Source organism: Cohnella caldifontis (genome assembly GCF_029360585.1).
GTDB classification, from domain to species: domain Bacteria; phylum Bacillota; class Bacilli; order Paenibacillales; family Paenibacillaceae; genus Cohnella; species Cohnella caldifontis.
On the sequence record NZ_JAQZSJ010000004.1, the window covers coordinates 266,158 to 282,466 of the forward strand.

The 16,309-nt window shown below is 59.4% G+C and carries 12 protein-coding genes, 1 pseudogene and 1 riboswitch; of the genes and pseudogenes, 5 read left to right on the top strand and 8 right to left on the bottom strand.

Annotated features, from left to right (window positions below; genetic code table 11):
• Positions 1–310 precede the first annotated feature (310 nt).
• Entirely contained in the window at positions 311–898 is a 588-nt protein-coding gene (locus PTZ19_RS09475; protein ID WP_276353971.1) for a TetR/AcrR family transcriptional regulator, read from the bottom strand.
• Positions 899–1,117: 219 nt separating this feature from the next.
• Here PTZ19_RS09475 and PTZ19_RS09480 point away from each other — a divergent pair, with 219 nt between their 5' ends.
• The 3 genes from PTZ19_RS09480 (at position 1,118) to PTZ19_RS09490 (ending at position 4,926) form a co-directional block, all read left to right on the top strand.
• Complete coding sequence (locus tag PTZ19_RS09480) at positions 1,118–2,236, top strand: MGDG synthase family glycosyltransferase (protein ID WP_276353974.1); 1,119 nt, start codon at positions 1,118–1,120, stop codon at positions 2,234–2,236.
• Between the two features lie 13 nt (positions 2,237–2,249).
• Positions 2,250–2,570 (top strand): MGMT family protein, encoded by a 321-nt coding sequence (locus PTZ19_RS09485; protein WP_276353975.1) that lies wholly within the window; start codon positions 2,250–2,252, stop codon positions 2,568–2,570.
• A gap of 85 nt (positions 2,571–2,655) precedes the next feature.
• Positions 2,656–2,748, top strand: a riboswitch (cyclic di-GMP riboswitch).
• A 108-nt stretch (positions 2,749–2,856) separates the two neighbouring features.
• On the top strand, positions 2,857–4,926 hold the full coding sequence (locus PTZ19_RS09490) for a stalk domain-containing protein (RefSeq protein WP_276353976.1): 2,070 nt from the start codon (positions 2,857–2,859) through the stop codon (positions 4,924–4,926).
• A gap of 41 nt (positions 4,927–4,967) precedes the next feature.
• Here the strand turns inward: PTZ19_RS09490 and PTZ19_RS09495 are convergent, their stop codons facing one another.
• The 4 genes from PTZ19_RS09495 to PTZ19_RS09510 all read right to left on the bottom strand — a co-directional run bounded on the left by PTZ19_RS09495 (position 4,968) and on the right by PTZ19_RS09510 (position 8,721).
• Positions 4,968–6,587 (bottom strand): ABC-F family ATP-binding cassette domain-containing protein, encoded by a 1,620-nt coding sequence (locus PTZ19_RS09495; protein ID WP_276353978.1) that lies wholly within the window; start codon positions 6,585–6,587, stop codon positions 4,968–4,970.
• Positions 6,584–7,570, bottom strand: coding sequence for an MBL fold metallo-hydrolase (locus PTZ19_RS09500; protein ID WP_276353979.1), 987 nt, complete (start codon positions 7,568–7,570; stop codon positions 6,584–6,586). The genes PTZ19_RS09495 and PTZ19_RS09500 overlap by 4 nt, the downstream gene beginning before the upstream one ends.
• Before the next feature lie 221 nt (positions 7,571–7,791).
• On the bottom strand, positions 7,792–8,298 hold the full coding sequence (locus tag PTZ19_RS09505; protein WP_276353981.1) for an MgtC/SapB family protein: 507 nt from the start codon (positions 8,296–8,298) through the stop codon (positions 7,792–7,794).
• A gap of 114 nt (positions 8,299–8,412) precedes the next feature.
• A complete protein-coding gene (locus tag PTZ19_RS09510) occupies positions 8,413–8,721 on the bottom strand; it encodes a hypothetical protein (protein ID WP_276353982.1) in 309 nt (102 codons plus the stop codon).
• 241 nt (positions 8,722–8,962) lie between these two features.
• On the opposite strand from PTZ19_RS09510, the gene PTZ19_RS09515 reads away from it, so the two are divergent.
• Positions 8,963–10,120, top strand: coding sequence for a conserved virulence factor C family protein (locus PTZ19_RS09515; protein ID WP_276353983.1), 1,158 nt, complete (start codon positions 8,963–8,965; stop codon positions 10,118–10,120).
• A 149-nt stretch (positions 10,121–10,269) separates the two neighbouring features.
• Here the strand turns inward: PTZ19_RS09515 and PTZ19_RS09520 are convergent.
• From PTZ19_RS09520 to PTZ19_RS09530, 3 genes and pseudogenes are all read right to left on the bottom strand, one after another.
• A pseudogene (locus PTZ19_RS09520) lies at positions 10,270–10,731 on the bottom strand (substrate-binding domain-containing protein); the annotation flags it as partial.
• A 1,067-nt stretch (positions 10,732–11,798) separates the two neighbouring features.
• Positions 11,799–12,464 (bottom strand): LysE family translocator, encoded by a 666-nt coding sequence (locus PTZ19_RS09525; RefSeq protein WP_276353984.1) that lies wholly within the window; start codon positions 12,462–12,464, stop codon positions 11,799–11,801.
• 23 nt (positions 12,465–12,487) lie between these two features.
• The gene (locus PTZ19_RS09530) at positions 12,488–13,168 is read right to left on the bottom strand and encodes an HAD family hydrolase (RefSeq protein WP_276353985.1); all 681 of its coding nucleotides are present in this window, start codon (positions 13,166–13,168) and stop codon (positions 12,488–12,490) included.
• Between the two features lie 151 nt (positions 13,169–13,319).
• Between PTZ19_RS09530 and PTZ19_RS09535 the strand changes: the two genes are divergently transcribed.
• A complete protein-coding gene (locus PTZ19_RS09535) occupies positions 13,320–15,347 on the top strand; it encodes a hypothetical protein (protein WP_276353987.1) in 2,028 nt (675 codons plus the stop codon).
• Positions 15,348–16,309: the final 962 nt, after the last annotated feature.

Consider the following 16,309-nt stretch of genomic DNA (forward strand, 5'->3'; position numbering starts at 1 on the left):
GGATATCTTCATGATTTTCGAGCCAATAAGAGCCCCGGTGTCCGTTACAATCCGAATACCGCCGAAGTGGCCGAAATAACGGCCTCCATGTCCGTTAGCCCAACGCACGCTATTCCTCTCGCGGCTTTGACTGAGCCGCATCCGTTTCGCCGCTCTGGCCGAGCCGCATCCGTTTCGCCGCTCTGGCCGAGCCGCATCCGTTTCGCCGCTCTGGCCGAGCCGCATCCGTTTCGCCGCTCTGACCGAGTCGCATCCGTTTCGCCGCTCTGGCCGAACCGCAACGGAGTTGCGTTCCAGTCGCAATTTGCATTCACCGGGGCGCCAGCCCCTCGAGCCAATAGGTCCGGAAATAGTCCAGCACTTCTTCTTTCCCGAGCGGCCGGTGCAAGTGGGGACTTTCCGAAGAGAGCGCCAAATACGTCTTCAGCATGACGTATGCGGTCAATTCCGGATCGCAGGGCCGGATCTCCCCACGCTCGGCCGCTTCCTTGACGTGGCGGGCGATGTAAGCCACGACCGCGCGCTCCAGCGTCACGAGCCCTTCCTTCGCCATCGGCGTGCCGATGTCCCGCACTTCCTGAGACAGCTTGGCGGCGAGAGCATGCTGCTCCCGGTAGTCGAGGATGCGGTGCAGCACTTCCATCAAGTTGTCCACGAAGGGCAGCTCCGGATTGACCGTTCGGTCGGCCATGTCCCTCAGCTGGCGGATCATGCCCGACATGATTTCCCCGAACAGCTCTTCTTTGTTGTCGAAGAACGTGTAAATCGTGCCTTTGCCGACCCCCGCGAGCTTGGCCACTTGGTCCATGGTCGTCGCTTTGTAGCCGAACGTCTCGAACGAGCGGGCCGCGGCCTCCAGCACCTGTCTCCTGCGATCGACCGGTTTGCGGTCCAACATCGTCCGACTCTCCCTCCAACGAATTGACCGAAATAACAATTTGGTCAGTCGGTTCTGAAGTTCAATGTAGCACAAAATCTTCTGCGGGGCAATCCCGTTCCGGCCCCCGCGGAAGACCGCCCGGCCCAAAGTCCGGCCGGAAGGGCGCTTGAACCTGGACTTGTTCGCCGTCCGACTTACGCTTAATATGGGAATAGAATAAATGGGGGATTCATTCCAATGCGCAAAAAACGGGTTTTGCTGCTTTCCGAAGGTTTCGGCACCGGCCATACGCAAGCCGCCTATGCGCTCGCCATGGGTCTGCGCCAGCTTTCCCAGAGCGTCCAGCCTCGCGTCATCGAGCTGGGCACTTTCCTGAACCCGGTTATCGGACCGATCATCCTGGGCGCTTACCGCAGGACGGTGTCCAAGCAGCCCAAGCTGGTCGGCAAACTTTACCGAAGCCAATACGACAAGTCCCTCAACCGGCTCGCCCAATTCGCCCTGCACCGCCTGTTCTACAATCAGGTGTCGGACGTGATCCGCCAGCTCAAGCCGGATACCATCGTGTGCACGCATCCGATTCCGAACGCCGTCGTCGGCAGGCTCAAACGGGTCGGCGGTTTGGACTTGCCGTTATATACGCTGATCACCGACTACGACGCCCACGCCACCTGGACCAACCCCGGGGTGAACAAGTACCTGGTGAGCACCCAAGCCGTCCGCGACAAGCTGATCGCCCGCGGCATCGCGGATTCCCTGATCGAAGTCACGGGCATCCCGGTTCACCCGAATTTCTGGCACCCGCACGACCGGGCCGAAATCCAGGCGCAATTCGGGCTGAAGGACATGCCCACCGTGATGGTGATGGGCGGCGGCTGGGGTTTGCTCTACGGGGAGCATCTCGTCGAACACATGGCCGGCTATGCGGACCGCGTGCAGTTGATTCTGTGCATGGGCAGCAACGAGAAAGCGCGGGAGAAGCTGGCGGCCGATCCGAAGTTCCAGCACCCCAACATCAAGATCATCGGGTTCACCAAGGAAATCAGCAAGCTGATGGACGTCTCCGACCTGCTCGTCACCAAGCCGGGCGGCATGACGTGCACCGAAGGCATGGCCAAAGGGATGCCGATGCTGTTCTACGAGCCGATTCCCGGCCAGGAGGAAGAGAACGCCGAATACTTCATCCATCAAGGCTTCGGCGAGCTCATGACCACCGCCGAACCGATCGACCGGTGGTTCCGCCTGATCCAGGAGCCCTATGCCGCCGACCGCCATCGGGACGCCTTGCTGGCCGTGCGCAACGCGGAATACCATCCGGCCAAATGCTCGGAAGCCGTTCTGGCCCTGATGGAATGAGGGAGGAAAGCGGATGCGGGATTTTACGGCAAACGCGCTGGAAGTGATCCGGAGCATTCCGCCGGGCAAGGTCATGACCTACGGCCAGATCGCGGCGTGCGCCGGCAGTCCCCGGGCCGCCCGGCAAATCGTGCGGATCCTCCATTCCATGAGCGCCAAATACGATCTGCCCTGGCACCGGGTCATCAATTCGAAAGGCGAAATCGGCCTCATCGAACCTGTCGGAAGAGAGATGCAGATCCAGCTGCTTGAGGCGGAAGGCGTGACCGTAACACCAGGCGGCCGGGTGGACCTAGAGGCTTGCCTTTACGTCTCCAGGCCGGCTGTAGAGTGACGATACGTGACTGACCTTCCGGCGCCGTCTTGTCTCTTTCGAGAATTTTACTATACTGGAAATAGCTCGCGCAGCGACGCCATTTTACATGAAAAGGCAAAATTTCCGAAAGGAAATGACGCAAAGCCATGGGTCTGCAGCCCTGTCAGGGACAGGGTATGACCGCCAGGTCGCCAAGGTAAACCGGACGAATCCGCTGCTTTTTTTGCGCTGATGAAGCGTCCCTTAACCTTGCACGGCCTGACGGCATGCGGCAAGGTTATTTGACGTTGGAGGGGATTTTCGGATGAGACGGTTGGGTATCGCGATTTTTATATTATTATTGGCAATGGCCTGGGTACCAACGGAACAAAAAGCGTTTGCGCAAAATGCAGAACGATACGCGGTACGGCATCTGCCATATGACCTGCGGGTCGACTACACCGAAATCAATTTCGACAAAACACTCAGAGCGAAATTCGTCGTTTACCAACGCAACGATGCGCAAAAAATCAGCGATTTGGTGTTTTATCTCGTGGACAAAGAGAAAAAACCGATTGCCAAGATCACCAATATCGAGCATAAAGGAGATTACGCGAATTGCCCGTTCCAGGGCGAGACGTACGCGTGCATGAATTTTGAGGGTGACCCTATCCCTTATCCGGCTAACGCGATCGGCATCGCCGTCTATGCCGCGTCGGACGACAAGCTTCAGCACGCGCTGGGCGTCGATCAGATCTGGGAATCGGTTCCCTACCGAGGGAGTCACACCGCGCAAAAGGCCGTATTCAAAGACGAAAATCCGTACCGGAATGAAATCAAAGGCACGCTGACCTGGAAGCCCGCTCCGGACGAATCCCGCCTTACCGGCTACGAGGTATACATGGAGTTTGATTTAAACTCAAACTACTTTATTTACGTGGGCACTGTGCCGAAAGGCGCTTCTTCTTATAATCTAAAAATACCAGAGACCGTATATCCGGAATATGACCAATTGCTTTCATTCAATATCTATTCCAAAAGCCTGTATGGCGGCCTATCGCCATTCTATGCATACACCGAGCAAGAAGACGTGGATTCGGCAGGCGTGAGAGCGAATCCCGCCGCCGCCTCGTATGCCGATCCGGACGTAGAAGTTCCCGTGCCTGCCAGTGTAAAGCCGATCCCGGCGCCGAAAGCACCGACGGGCAAACCGCCGATCCGGGTGTTCGTCCAAGGTGAAGCCGTGGATTTTCAGACCGCTCCCTACCTGGACCGCGGCAATACGCTCGTTCCGTTCCGGCCCATATTCGAAAAGCTCGGCCTCGCCATCGAATGGGACGCCAAAAGCCGGAAGATCACCGGCAGCAAGGATAATTTGACGATCGATTTGACGGTTGATCAGCGGCAGGCCAAGGTGAACGGGAAGACCGCGACGCTCGCCGTCGCGCCAATCATCAAAAACGGTTCCACCTTCGTGCCGCTGCGATTCATCAGTGAAGCTACGGGGCTTCAAACGATCTGGGACGGCAATTTGCCCGCGGTTTATATCTACGATGGCAGCACGGAAGGAAAACTCTATTATCCGGATGGTACGCTCCGGTATGAAGGTCAGTTGAAAGACGGCAAAATGAACGGCAAAGGGAAGCTTTACCGCGAAGACGGCACCCTTTGGTACGATGCCGAATTTGTTGACAATGAAGTAACCGGGCTCGGCACCATTCATTTCGGCCGCAGCGCCGTACTCGGCATGCCGGGTGAGGACATCATGATCGGCGAATTCCGGGACGGGCTGCCGCATGGGCATTCCCGATATTATTACGGCGATGGTTCGCTGGCCTATGACGGAGAATTCGAAGACGGCGAACGCACCACCGGCAAGCAATATGATCACGGTGTGCTGGTGTATGATGGACAGTGGAAAAATCTCATGTACGAAGGAAAAGGCAAATACTATAAGGACGGGTTCCTCTCTTACGAGGGAGAGTTTTCCGAGAACGCCCGCCACGGGTACGGAAAAACCTACAACAAAGCCGGCTATGTCAGCAGCGAGGGGGAACACCGAAACGGCGTGCTGGAAGGCTACGGTAAAACGTATTATCCGAACGGCAAGGTACAGTTCGAAGGCGAGTTTCAGGAAGGCGTCAAATGGGGAGGAGGCAAGGCGTACTACCCGAACGGCAAACTTGAATTTGACGGCGTCTACGAGTACGGCCACATGAGAACGGGAACCTACTACTTTCCCGACGGAAGGTATTACACAGGGGAATTCGCCAATGATTCACCCCGCGGGAAAGGCAAATGGTTCAGTGCTGACGGGAAGCTGATCTTGGAAGGCAATTTCGATGGGGGCATCCCGCCTGCCAACGAGAAAGACAGAATATACGGTTTGCAATAATGACGAGAAAGCCCGCCTCCACGATGGAGACGGGCTTCTTCTTAAGCCGGAAGCATGCGCAGGCGCAGTTCCTTCACTTCCGGATGTTCCAGGTACTCTTCATAGGTCATCAGACGGTCGATGATGCCGTTCGGCGTAATTTCGATGATCCGGTTGGCGATCGTCTCGACGAACTGGTGGTCATGCGAGGTGAAGATGATCGGGCCGTCGAAATCGATGAGTCCGTTGTTGAGCGCCGTGATCGACTCGAGGTCGAGGTGGTTGGTCGGTTCGTCGAGCAGCAGCACGTTGCCGCCGGACAGCATCATTTTCGAGAGCATGCAGCGCACCTTCTCGCCCCCGGACAGCACCGACGCCTTTTTCAAAGCCTCGTCTCCGGAGAACAGCATCCGGCCGAGGAACCCGCGGATGAACGACTCGTCTTGGTCCTTCGAGTACTGGCGGAGCCACTCGACGAGGTTCAGCTCCACGCCGTCGAAGTAAGCCGCGTTGTCCTTCGGGAAATACGCCGCCGTCGTCGTGACGCCCCAGGTAACCGAGCCCGAATCGGGTTCGCGTTCGCCCATGAGAATCTGGAACAGCACCGTCTTGGCCAAGCCGTTCGGCCCGACCAGCGCGATTTTGTCGCCTTTGTTCACGACGAACGAAACGGAATCGAGCACCTTCTCCCCGTCCACCGTCGCCGAGACGTTTTCCACGGATACGACCTGCTTGCCGACCTCGCGCTCCGGCTTGAAGTTGATGAACGGATATTTGCGGCTGGAAGGCTTGATGTCGTCAAGCGTGATTTTATCCAGCAGCTTGCGGCGGCTGGTCGCCTGCTTCGCTTTGGACTTGTTCGCGGAGAAGCGCTGGATGAACGCCTGCAGCTCCTTGATTTTGTCCTCTTTCTTCTTGTTCTGGTCGCGCATCAGCTGGAGCGCCAGTTGGCTGGACTCGTACCAGAAGTCGTAGTTGCCGACGTACATCTGGATTTTGCCGAAGTCGATGTCGGCGATGTGCGTGCACACCTGGTTCAGGAAGTGCCGGTCGTGGGAGACCACGATGACGGTGCCTTCGAAGCGCGACAAAAAGTCCTCCAGCCAGCGGACCGACTCGATGTCCAGGTGGTTGGTGGGCTCGTCGAGCAGCAGGATGTTCGGGTTGCCGAACAGCGCTTGCGCGAGCAGCACGCGGACTTTCTCGTTGCCGCCGAGCTCCGCCATTTTCTTGTCATGCAGGTCGGTCGTGATGCCGAGGCCGTTCAGCAGCTCGGCCGCTTCGCTCTCGGCTTCCCAGCCGTTCATTTCGGCGAACTCCGCTTCGAGCTCGCCCGCCCGCATGCCGTCTTCGTCGGTAAACGGGTCTTTGGCGTAAATGGCGTCTTTCTCCTTCATGACGGCGTACAGGCGGTCGTGGCCCATGATGACGGTCTCGAGCACCGGGAACTCGTCATAGGCGAAATGGTTCTGCTTCAGCACGGCCATCCGTTCGCCCGGCGCGATGAAGACTTCGCCGCTGGTCGGCTCGACCTCTCCGGAGAGGATTTTGAGAAACGTCGACTTGCCGGCGCCGTTCGCGCCGATCAGGCCATAGCAGTTCCCGGGCGTGAATTTGATGTTCACGTCTTCGAACAGAGGGCGCTTGCCGAACCTCAGGCTCACGCCGTTAACGGTAATCATGAATCGGATCCATCCTTTGCTTCATTATCGTCATTGCCTTTATGAAAACGCATCGTCTCTCCATGCTGCAGGAGAAACAGCCGGTCTTCCGGAATGTTCATGCGGTCTCTGGCCGCCTCCAGGCGGTCCAGCGCTTCCTTCGGCGTATCGTCGGCCAGTTTGAAAGAACCGTAATGCATCGGCACGAAATATTTCGCCTTCAGGTCGAGGAAAGCCCGAAGCGCTTCTTCGGGGCTCACGTGCTGCGCCGACATGAACCACTCCGGATCGTAAGCGCCGATCGGCATGAGCGCCACGTCGATCTTGAAGCGGCGGCCGATGTCCCCGAATCCCCGGAAATAACCGCTGTCCCCGGCGAAGTAGATCGTAGGGCCGCTGTCCGGCTGCATCACCCATCCGCCCCAATGGGACAAATTCTTGTCCCAAGGATTCCGGCGCGTCCAGTGCTGGGCCGGGACGAACGAGAACGTCACGCCGCCGCACCTCTCGTCCTCCCACCAGTGCAGCTCGACCGTGTCCTTGAACCCGCGGAGGAACAGCTTCGACCGGAGGCCGGCCGGCACGAGCAGTTTTTTGTCTCCCCTCAGCCGACGCAGCGAGGACATGTGCAGGTGGTCGTAGTGGGAATGCGAGATGAGCACGACGTCCGCGGCCGGCATGTCCGACAGCTCGATACCGGGCGGGGATAAACGTTTCTGGAAGGCCATCCGCCTGGCCCATACGGGGTCGGTCACGATGTTCAGTCCGCTGAGCTGGATCAGGAAGGTGGAGTGGCCGATCCAGGTGACGGACGGTTCGCTTCGGTTGTGCTGCAGGAAAGCCAGATCGGGCTCGACGTTGGGGACGCATTCGCTGTAATCCCGGCTGGAACGGATCCGGCTGAGCCTTTCCGCGCTCCAGCGCCCGACTTGCTTGATGGGAGCATGGTTGACATGGGCGGAATCGAGGTTGCCGAAGCGCTGCAGGAACCTTTGCTTGCGCATGTAATCCCTCCGATGACTGTGCTCATTCATACTATAGCAGGAAACAAGCGAATGTACCAAGCCGCGGGCGGATAAAGGAGAGCGTACTTTAAGCGAAGGAGCGTTGGAGGCGTTGGTGCCGAGGGAGTTCCGCCGGCAACCAATGAAGGTCGGCGCGGCGGCGCCCGAAGGACGCGGGCATGGCCCGAGTAAGGGCCGTATATATTCCCGGTTGATCATGGTTACTCATAGCCGTTGGCGTCTGACTCCCCTATCTTCCCCGGTTGTATTTTTCGATACTTATGTTTCTCGATAAAATTGGCGATTCGGGCCATCGACATGCACAAGGCAGCCGCGAAAAAAACAAAGCCGTAGAAACCCGCTCCGATTCCGATGCCTAATCCGCCGACGAACAGGATCATGGAGGCGGAAGTGAGTCCTTTGACTTTAAGCCCGTCCTTTAAAATGAGACCGGCTCCGATAAAGCCGAGTCCGGTCACGATTTGGGCGGCCAAGCGCATAGGATCCATCATCGTATTTTTATATAACGTACTGTAAGCCCCCGCGCTTTGAATGGAAATAATCGTGATGAGCGCGCTTGCGGAGCTCACATACATATAGGTCTTTAACCCGGCGGGTTTACTCTTCGACTCGCGGTCCCATCCGATTACGAATCCCAGCAAGACGCTGAGCAAAATACGAATGTAGCTTTCATAATGCAGTGCAAAACAGGGATAGATGTGTTCCACGACGTTTCTCCTTGAATGATGTATGGTTTCATGCAAACCGAAAGCCATACCTTAATTGCGGTATGGCTTTCGGTTTTTAGGCGTGCGATTGTTTCCGTCACGATCCGAATGCCGTTAACGGATGTCCCGACGGTCATAGCCGAGGCTGTCGCCTTCCATGTTCATCAACTTGACCGGCCACGGCATATAGGACAGCTGCACGGCGAACGTGTTGAGCGACTGGAAGTTCCGGTCGATCTCGTTGCGGATATCCTCCAATACGTTGGCGTAAGTGCGGTAAGTCTCTTTTTCCATCGTGTTCGTCAGCCAGTAATAGGCGGCGCAGCCGAATGCGATCATCGGCAACGTTATGATCAGAAGATAGGAGTAGAGCACTTTCACGAATATGGAGCCAGGCCGGTTCCGTTTCAAGAGTGTTTTCATTTTGTTCCCTTCTTTGTTGTTGGTTTCGCGTTCGCCGACGATATATTCGCAATGGATTCCCGCGTTTCCTGCCGGGATCAAAAAGTGTATGGCCGGCAGCAAATGATGATCGTTGACGCTGCGGCGCTCCCCGCACGGAGCGGGCCTCGGCTCATGGTCGGATGCCCGCTCCATTTTGGCAACCGGAGCGAAATGAGGTATTGTTAAGGAAAGAGCGTGCGGAAAGGAGAAACGAGCGAAAATGAAACTGTTGTCGATCGAGCCGACGCCGAGCCCGAATTCGATGAAGCTGAATCTGGACGAGAAGCTGGAGGCTGGCGTCCGCCGCGATTATCGCGCCGAACAGGCAGAGCAAGCGCCGCCGCTCATCGCCCGGCTGCTGCGGATTCCCGGCGTGAAGGGCGTGTTCCACGCCGCGGACTTCCTGGCCCTGGACCGCAAAGGAAATGCCGACTGGGCCGTGATTTTGCAGGAAGTGCGGGAAATTTTCGGGGCTTCGGGGGAAGGCGCGGCAGGCGCGGCGGCACCGGAGGCCGGCGGCTTCGGGGAGGCGCACGTGCTCGTGCAAATGTACCGGGGCATCCCGATCCAAATCCGGGTACGGAGCGGAGGACAGGAATCCCGCGCGGCGATGCCGGAACGGTTCGGGCAGGCGGTGTCGGAAGCCGCGGGCGCGACCATGATCCGCGAACGGAAGCTGGAGGAATATGGCGTCCGATACGGGGAGCCGCAGGAAATTCTGGACGAGGTCATCCGGGAGTTGGACGCCGCTTATACGGAAGAACGGCTGCGGGATTTGATCCGGCAAGCCCAGGCAGCCGGCCCCGAAGCGCCGCCTCCGTCCCCTCCCGCGCCGCTCGGCGCGGATGAAGTGGACCGGGCGCTGGATTCCCCGGAATGGAAGGAACGGTATGCCGCGCTGGAGAGGTTCAAGCCGGAACCGGCGGATCTGCCCGTCATCGCCAAAGCGCTGCGCGACGATCAGATGTCCGTCCGTAGGCTGGCGGTCGTCTATCTCGGCGATCTCCGGACGCCGGAAACGATGCCTTATCTGTTCGCCGCGCTGAAGGATGCTTCGGCGGCGGTCCGGCGGACGGCGGGCGACACGCTGTCCGATCTCGGCGACCCGGCCGCGATCGGGCCCATGATCGAAGCGCTGGAAGACCCCAACAAGCTGGTGCGCTGGCGCGCGGCGCGGTTCCTGTACGAAGCCGGAGACGAGTCGGCGCTTGAGGCGCTCCGCCGCGTTGCCGCGGAGGAGCGGGAATTCGAGGTCCGGCTGCAAGCCGAGATGGCCGTCGCCCGGATCGAGCGGGGCGAGGAAGCCGCCGGCTCCGTCTGGCAGCAGATGACCCGCATGCGGGAGCAGGAGAAGGATTCGAACGAGCAGCGACTGTAAAACAGGCAGTCGATTTTCCGCAAAAAACCGCGAATCCGCCGAATTTCGAATGAGCAAGAACGCGGAGAAGACCTCGGAAAGAGGCAGAGCGGCCTCTTTCCGGGGTTCCTTTAATACGAAACTATTCCTATAGAACGAACGGATCCGAATTACTCGTACCGCACTGCCTTGATCTTCTCGTCGTCCAGGTTCGTCTTGTCGTACCAGTAGAAGCCCGTATCGATGTTTTTCTCCACCTTCTCGCCTTTGATCGCCGCCACGGCCGCCTTCACCGTTTCGTAGCCGATGCCGATCAGCTCCGCCATTTTATCCGCTGCGAGCGCCGCCGCTACGTTGTCCGTCGCCGCGGTGGTCAACGGAATATCGCTGTCGACGCCGGAATCGAATGCGATGACCGGAATGCCGGCGTCTTTGGCTTTCTGCAGCAGCGGGATCGCGGCCTGGCTGTCGAGGGCGGCGAAGCCGATGGCGTCCGGCTTTTTATCCAACGCCACCTGCAGCATCTCCAGCTGCTTGTCGACCTGCGACTCCGTCTCCGGGCCTTCGAACGTGATCTCGACGCCAAACTCGGCAGCCGCTTTCTCGGCGCCTTGTTTGACCGCCTGCCAAAACGTCCCATCACTTGGCGCGCCTCATCAAGACGGGACGCACCGCTTCGGAAATCCGCAAAATGTCCTGGAGCGGCCATCGGAAGGCCTGAGCTCGGAGACAGCGCTTTCCGTTTTGTAACGCAACCGTAATATAACCTTCATCATTCTTTCATATTGGGGGGTTACAATACAAACATGACCCCCCTTTTCAATATATTTTCTTGACGGGCTTGCGGCGAACGCCGTGAGCCCATTTTCTTTTTGCAGGGCCGGATCCTCCTCCATTCACCGAATCCGGGCGGGCGCATATCCTGTATCACCAGCATTCGCCTAACCCCAAAGGAGGAGCAACGATGCCCAAAACGCGTCCGGCCGAATTCAAATCGCAATCTCGCAAATCAGCCGGCGATTCGAAAACTTCCGTCAGAACCGCCAAGGCCCAAGCGGCCGCCGTGCCGAATCCGGAAAGAGTCCAACTGCATCATAAGGAGTCCGAGCCGCAAAACCGCGGATTATTCCCCGGACTGTCGCCCGGAGCAGGCTTCCCCGGCGGTGCATTCCCGGGCGGTACGTTCCCCGGTGGCACATTCCCGGGTGGCACATTCCCTGGAGGCGCGTTCCCGGGTGGCATGTTCCCGGGCGGTGCCTTCCCCGGCGGCGCATTCCCGGGCGGTGCCTTCCCCGGCGGCACGTTCCCTGGCGGTATGTTCCCGGGCGGCGCGTTCCCCGGCGGCACGTTCCCTGGCGGTATGTTCCCGGGCGGCGCGTTCCCTGGCGGGACGTTCCCCGGCGGGACGTTCCCCGGCGGTATGTTCCCGGGCGGCGCGTTCCCCGGCGGGACGTTCCCCGGCGGGACGTTCCCCGGCGGTATGTTCCCGGGCGGCGCGTTCCCTGGCGGGACGTTCCCTGGCGGGACGTTCCCCGGCGGCGGCTTCCCTGGAGGCACGTTCCCCGGCGGCACATTCCCCGGCGGTTCGTTTCCCGGGATGACCACATCCAGAGGAACTTACACCCCTTAATGCCGGCGATAACGCCAATGACCGCCCTCATAAGGGCGGTCATTGGTCCGTTATGCACGAATCTTCGGCTTACGGCAAATGAGGCACCAGCAACCGCGCTCCGATCAACGCGTAAATGATCGCCTGGACCTGAGCGGTCCGGCGATGCGCCGCGACCCCGCGAATCCACTTTCTGCCCATACTGCCGGCAGCGAACGCAACAGCATGGAAGATTATCAACGCCTGCACGAGGAAGGTTGCCCCCAGCATCGCCATCTGTAAAGGTACCGCGCCCCCCTCGGCCGTAACGAATTGCGGAAGCAGCGCCACGAAGAACAGCGAGACTTTCGGATTCAGCACGTTCATCCAGATTCCCCGTCGATACAACTGTCCGAAACGAAGCATCCGGCCGGCCTCCGTCTCGTTCCCCGCCCTGTCCTCGGATTGTTCCCCCGCAGCGTCCTTCGGCTTCCGGGATGATTGCCAGGCTTGCCAAGCCAAATAAAACAAGTACACCGCGCCAAGCCACTTTACCGTCAAAAACGCGGCATGCGATCGGTAAACCGCAGCCGATACGCCGAGCGATGCGGCCGCGATATGGACGAACAGTCCGGTGCACAGTCCGAGCGCGACCGCCGAGCCGGCTTTGCGGCCGACGGACGCGCTTTGGGCCGCTACGAATAGAATATCCGGCCCCGGCATCAGGGTCAGCAGGATCGCCGTTCCCAGAAAACCGGCCCAAGTCCCCCCATCCATTCCCGGCTAAGCCTCCAGAGTCATTATCGCGCGTTCTCCGCGGATTCAAGCTGCGCCAGGATGTCGCGGAGCTTGCGGCCGGCCAACGAATCCAGCACCAGATCGACCCCCGCGGATTCGAAGTCCATATGCCGGGTCATCGGGTTCGGCACCACTACCGCCTTCAAGCCGGCAGCTTTGGCGCCAAGCAAGCCGTTCCGCGAGTCCTCGATCGCGACGGCTTCCTCGGGCCGGACGCCGAGCGCGGCCGCCGCTTGACGATACAATGCCGGATCCGGCTTCACCTTCTCCACGTCGTCCGCCGTTTGAATCGTTTGGAAAAACCCGCGGATCCCCTTCTCCTCCAAGTGCCGGTCAATCCAGTCCCGGTGGGAACTGGACGCCAGCCCGATCCGCAAACCAAGCTGCCGGGCTTCCTCGAGCGTCTCCCGAACCCCGGGCAGCAGTTCCATTTTCAGCGATCGGTTCATCAATTCCGTTTCGTAACGGTCCTTCAGCGCAGCCCGGTCCAACTTTCGGCCGGAGCGCTTCTCCAACTCGTCATATGGCTCGAAAGGCCCGCCATGCGTTCCGATGCACAGCGCCCACTCTTCCAACCGCAGTTCCAGCCCGTATTCGGCGTATAGGTCGCAAAACGCCTCGTACCCGCAAGTCTCCGAATCCAGAATCGTTCCGTCGAAGTCGAAAATAACCGCTTTGATCATCCGTCAGTCGATACTCCTTCCTTTCAAGTGTCCCTAGTATAACATCCCGACCCTTCCACGGCGATCATTGCGCAAAAAGTCGAATCATCGTACTATGGAAACATGAGGAAAAAACGGCTGTCCATTACGTGAATTCGGAAAGGGGATTCCCATGCCCAGGGAACGGAGCAACGCGATATCAGGAGGCAGGGCCCCGTTCATCGGCGCGAAGCCGGGACGCGGCCGCAGCGGCGCCATTTCTCTCGGTTCCCACCGGCAGGAACTCGAGCTGCAGCAAACGGTCGGCAATCAGGCGGCACTTGCTAGCGACGGATATATCGATCCCTTGGCGGGTCCCGTCGGGAGCAACGGCTATCTCGTGTCGCAGCAATCGGCGAAGCCGAGCGGTTCGGCCGCGCCCAGTCCCGCAGCAAGCAACGGGTATCAAGTTTTGCCGGTCACGGGCGGGCCAAGCAGCTCCGCTGCACCTGCAAGCCCCAAACCTTCTTCGCCCCTTGCAGGTCCCACGGCAAGCAACGGATATCTCGTGTCGCAGCAATCGGCGAAGCCGAGCGGTTCGGCCGCGCCCAGTCCCGCAGCAAGCAACGGGTATCAAGTTTTGCCGGTCACGGGCGGGCCAAGCAGCTCCGCTGCGCCTGCAAGCGCCAAACCTTCTTCGCCCCTTGCAGGTCCCTCGGCAAGCAACGGATATCTCGTGTCGCAGCAAACCGCGAAGCCGAGCGGTTCGGCCGCGCCCAGTCCCGCCGCAAGCACCGGTTATCAAGTTTTGCCGGTCACGGGCGGGCCTAGCAGCTCCGCTGCACCTGCAAGCCCCAAACCTTCTTCGCCCCTTGCAGGTCCCACGGCAAGCAACGGATATCTCGTGTCGCAGCAATCCGCGAAGCCGAGCGGTTCGGCCGCGCCCAGTCCCGCCGCAAGCAACGGTTATCAAGTTTTGCCGGTCACGGGCGGGCCAAGCAGCTCCGCTGCGCCTGCAAGCGCCAAACCTTCTTCCCCCCTGGCGGGTTCCGTGGCTAGCGACGGTTATGTCGTACCCCAACATTCGGCGCTGAACGGAACCTATGTCGATGTCGGGGAATTCGGATTCGATGAATCCGAAGAGAAAGAATCGGAGGATTCGGGCCCCAAATTCGACATGAAGTCCATGGTTTCGGGCATGACGAGCTTCGACACGAGCGTGCAACGGCCGAACCCGCATATGAAGACTTCCCTTCCCTCGAAAACCTTCTACGCCGATACGGACGAGAAGCGCGAACCCTATGCGCGCAAATTCGACGAACAAGGCAAGATGCGCAACGCCGACGGCTCCGCGCTGAACACGATCGGAGCGGACAGGCCTGCCGCGATCGGGGCGAAGGGCGACCGGCATATTTTCGCCATGGACGGCCAGGGGCAGATCTACACCGCGGACGCGATCAAAGAGAACGTGGAACGCGGCAAGAAAGCCCAGGAATCCGGCGAAAGCACCCAGGAACGGTTCCACCATTCCAGCTTTCTCGGCGGCGAAGACGTCGCGGGAGCCGGGGAAATGCAAGTACGGGACGGCCAGGTAGAGCTCGTGTCGGACACAAGCGGCCATTATCGGCCCGGCTCCAAGCAAATGATGCAAGCGGTCCAGCAGCTGGAGAAGAACAACGTGCCCGTCGAGCAGCTCGGCGTCGAATTCGTCGGCAAGTCCCAGGGACAAGGAGCGCTGCAAGCGTCCGCGGTGGAACTGCTCGGATACCAGAACCACAGCCCGGAGACGGCCGAATCGCAAATGCGCGCGATGCACGGCAAGAAGGACCAGGTGCTCGGCGAGATCAAGAACGCCGGCCAGCAGGCGGCGGACGGGGCCAACCTGAAGCCTTCCCAATTCAAGCGGCAGCAGGCGGCTGCCCAAGCGTCTTCCGCTTCACCGGCGACGCCGCGGTCGTCGGACGACTCCTATTTTTATTCGGCTCCCTCACACGATGACGAAGCCGTTTACGTGGACATCGACGAGGAAGCCCCGTACAACAACGACGCGCCGCAATTCGTCCCGGAAGAAGATCCGTACAACAACGACCTGCCCGGCCTCGTTCCCGAGGAAGATCCGTACAACAACGACCTGCCCGAGCTCGAGCACGAGGAAGAGGAAGCACCGTACAACAACGATTTATCGGGCCTCGTCCCGGAAGAAGATCCTTATTACAACTGAATCCTTTTAAGAAAATCCGTTAGGTCGTTATTCATCTCTGACGGTCCTTCGGAAAACGGACGAGAGTAAGGGAACACCTCCCTTTAATCGCAGCATCCAAGAAATACCGTCAGGGAAAAATTCGTCCCTGACGGTATTTTTGATTCGTGCCTCTGAAGTCACTTTTCAGCCACTTTCCCACGAACATCCTCAATCCTGTTCTCAAATGAACATGACCATTGGAACCCGTTTACCCAGAGGGGCGGAGGATTATGCTTGCGCGGCAAGCATAACCAGCTGTTGCCCCACGCGGTGGCGGGGATTATGCTTGCGCGGCAAGCTTAACCAGCTGTTGCCCCACGCGTTGGCGGGGATTATGCTTGCGCGGCAAGCTTAACCAGCTGTTGCCCCACGCGTTGGCGGGGATTATGCTTGCGCGGCAAGCTTAACCAGCTGTTGCCCCACGCGTTGGCGGGGATTATGCTTGCGCGGCAAGCTTAACCAGCTGTTGTCCCATGCGTTGGCGGGGATTATGCTTGCGCGGCAAGCTTATCCCGCTGTTGCCCACGCGTTGGCGGGGATTATGCTTGCGCGGCAAGCATAACCAGCGGTTGACCCACGCGTGGGCGGGGATTATGCTTGCGCCGCCAGCTTATCCAGCTGTTGTCCCAGGCGTTGGCGGGGTTTATGCTTGCGCGGCCAGCTTACCCAGCTGTTGCCCCACGCGGTGGCGGGGATTATGCTTGCGCCGCCAGCTTATCCAGCTGTTGTCCCAGGCGTTGGCGGGGTTTATGCTTGCGCGGCCAGCTTACCCAGCTGTTGCCCCACGCGGTGGCGGGGATTATGCTTGCGCCGCCAGCTTATCCAGCTGTTGTCCCAGGCGTTGGCGGGGATTATGCTTGCGCGGCAAGCTTAACCAGCTGTTGCCCCACGCTTTAGCGGGGGTTAAGCTTGCGCGGCAAGCTTAACCAGCTGTGGCCCCT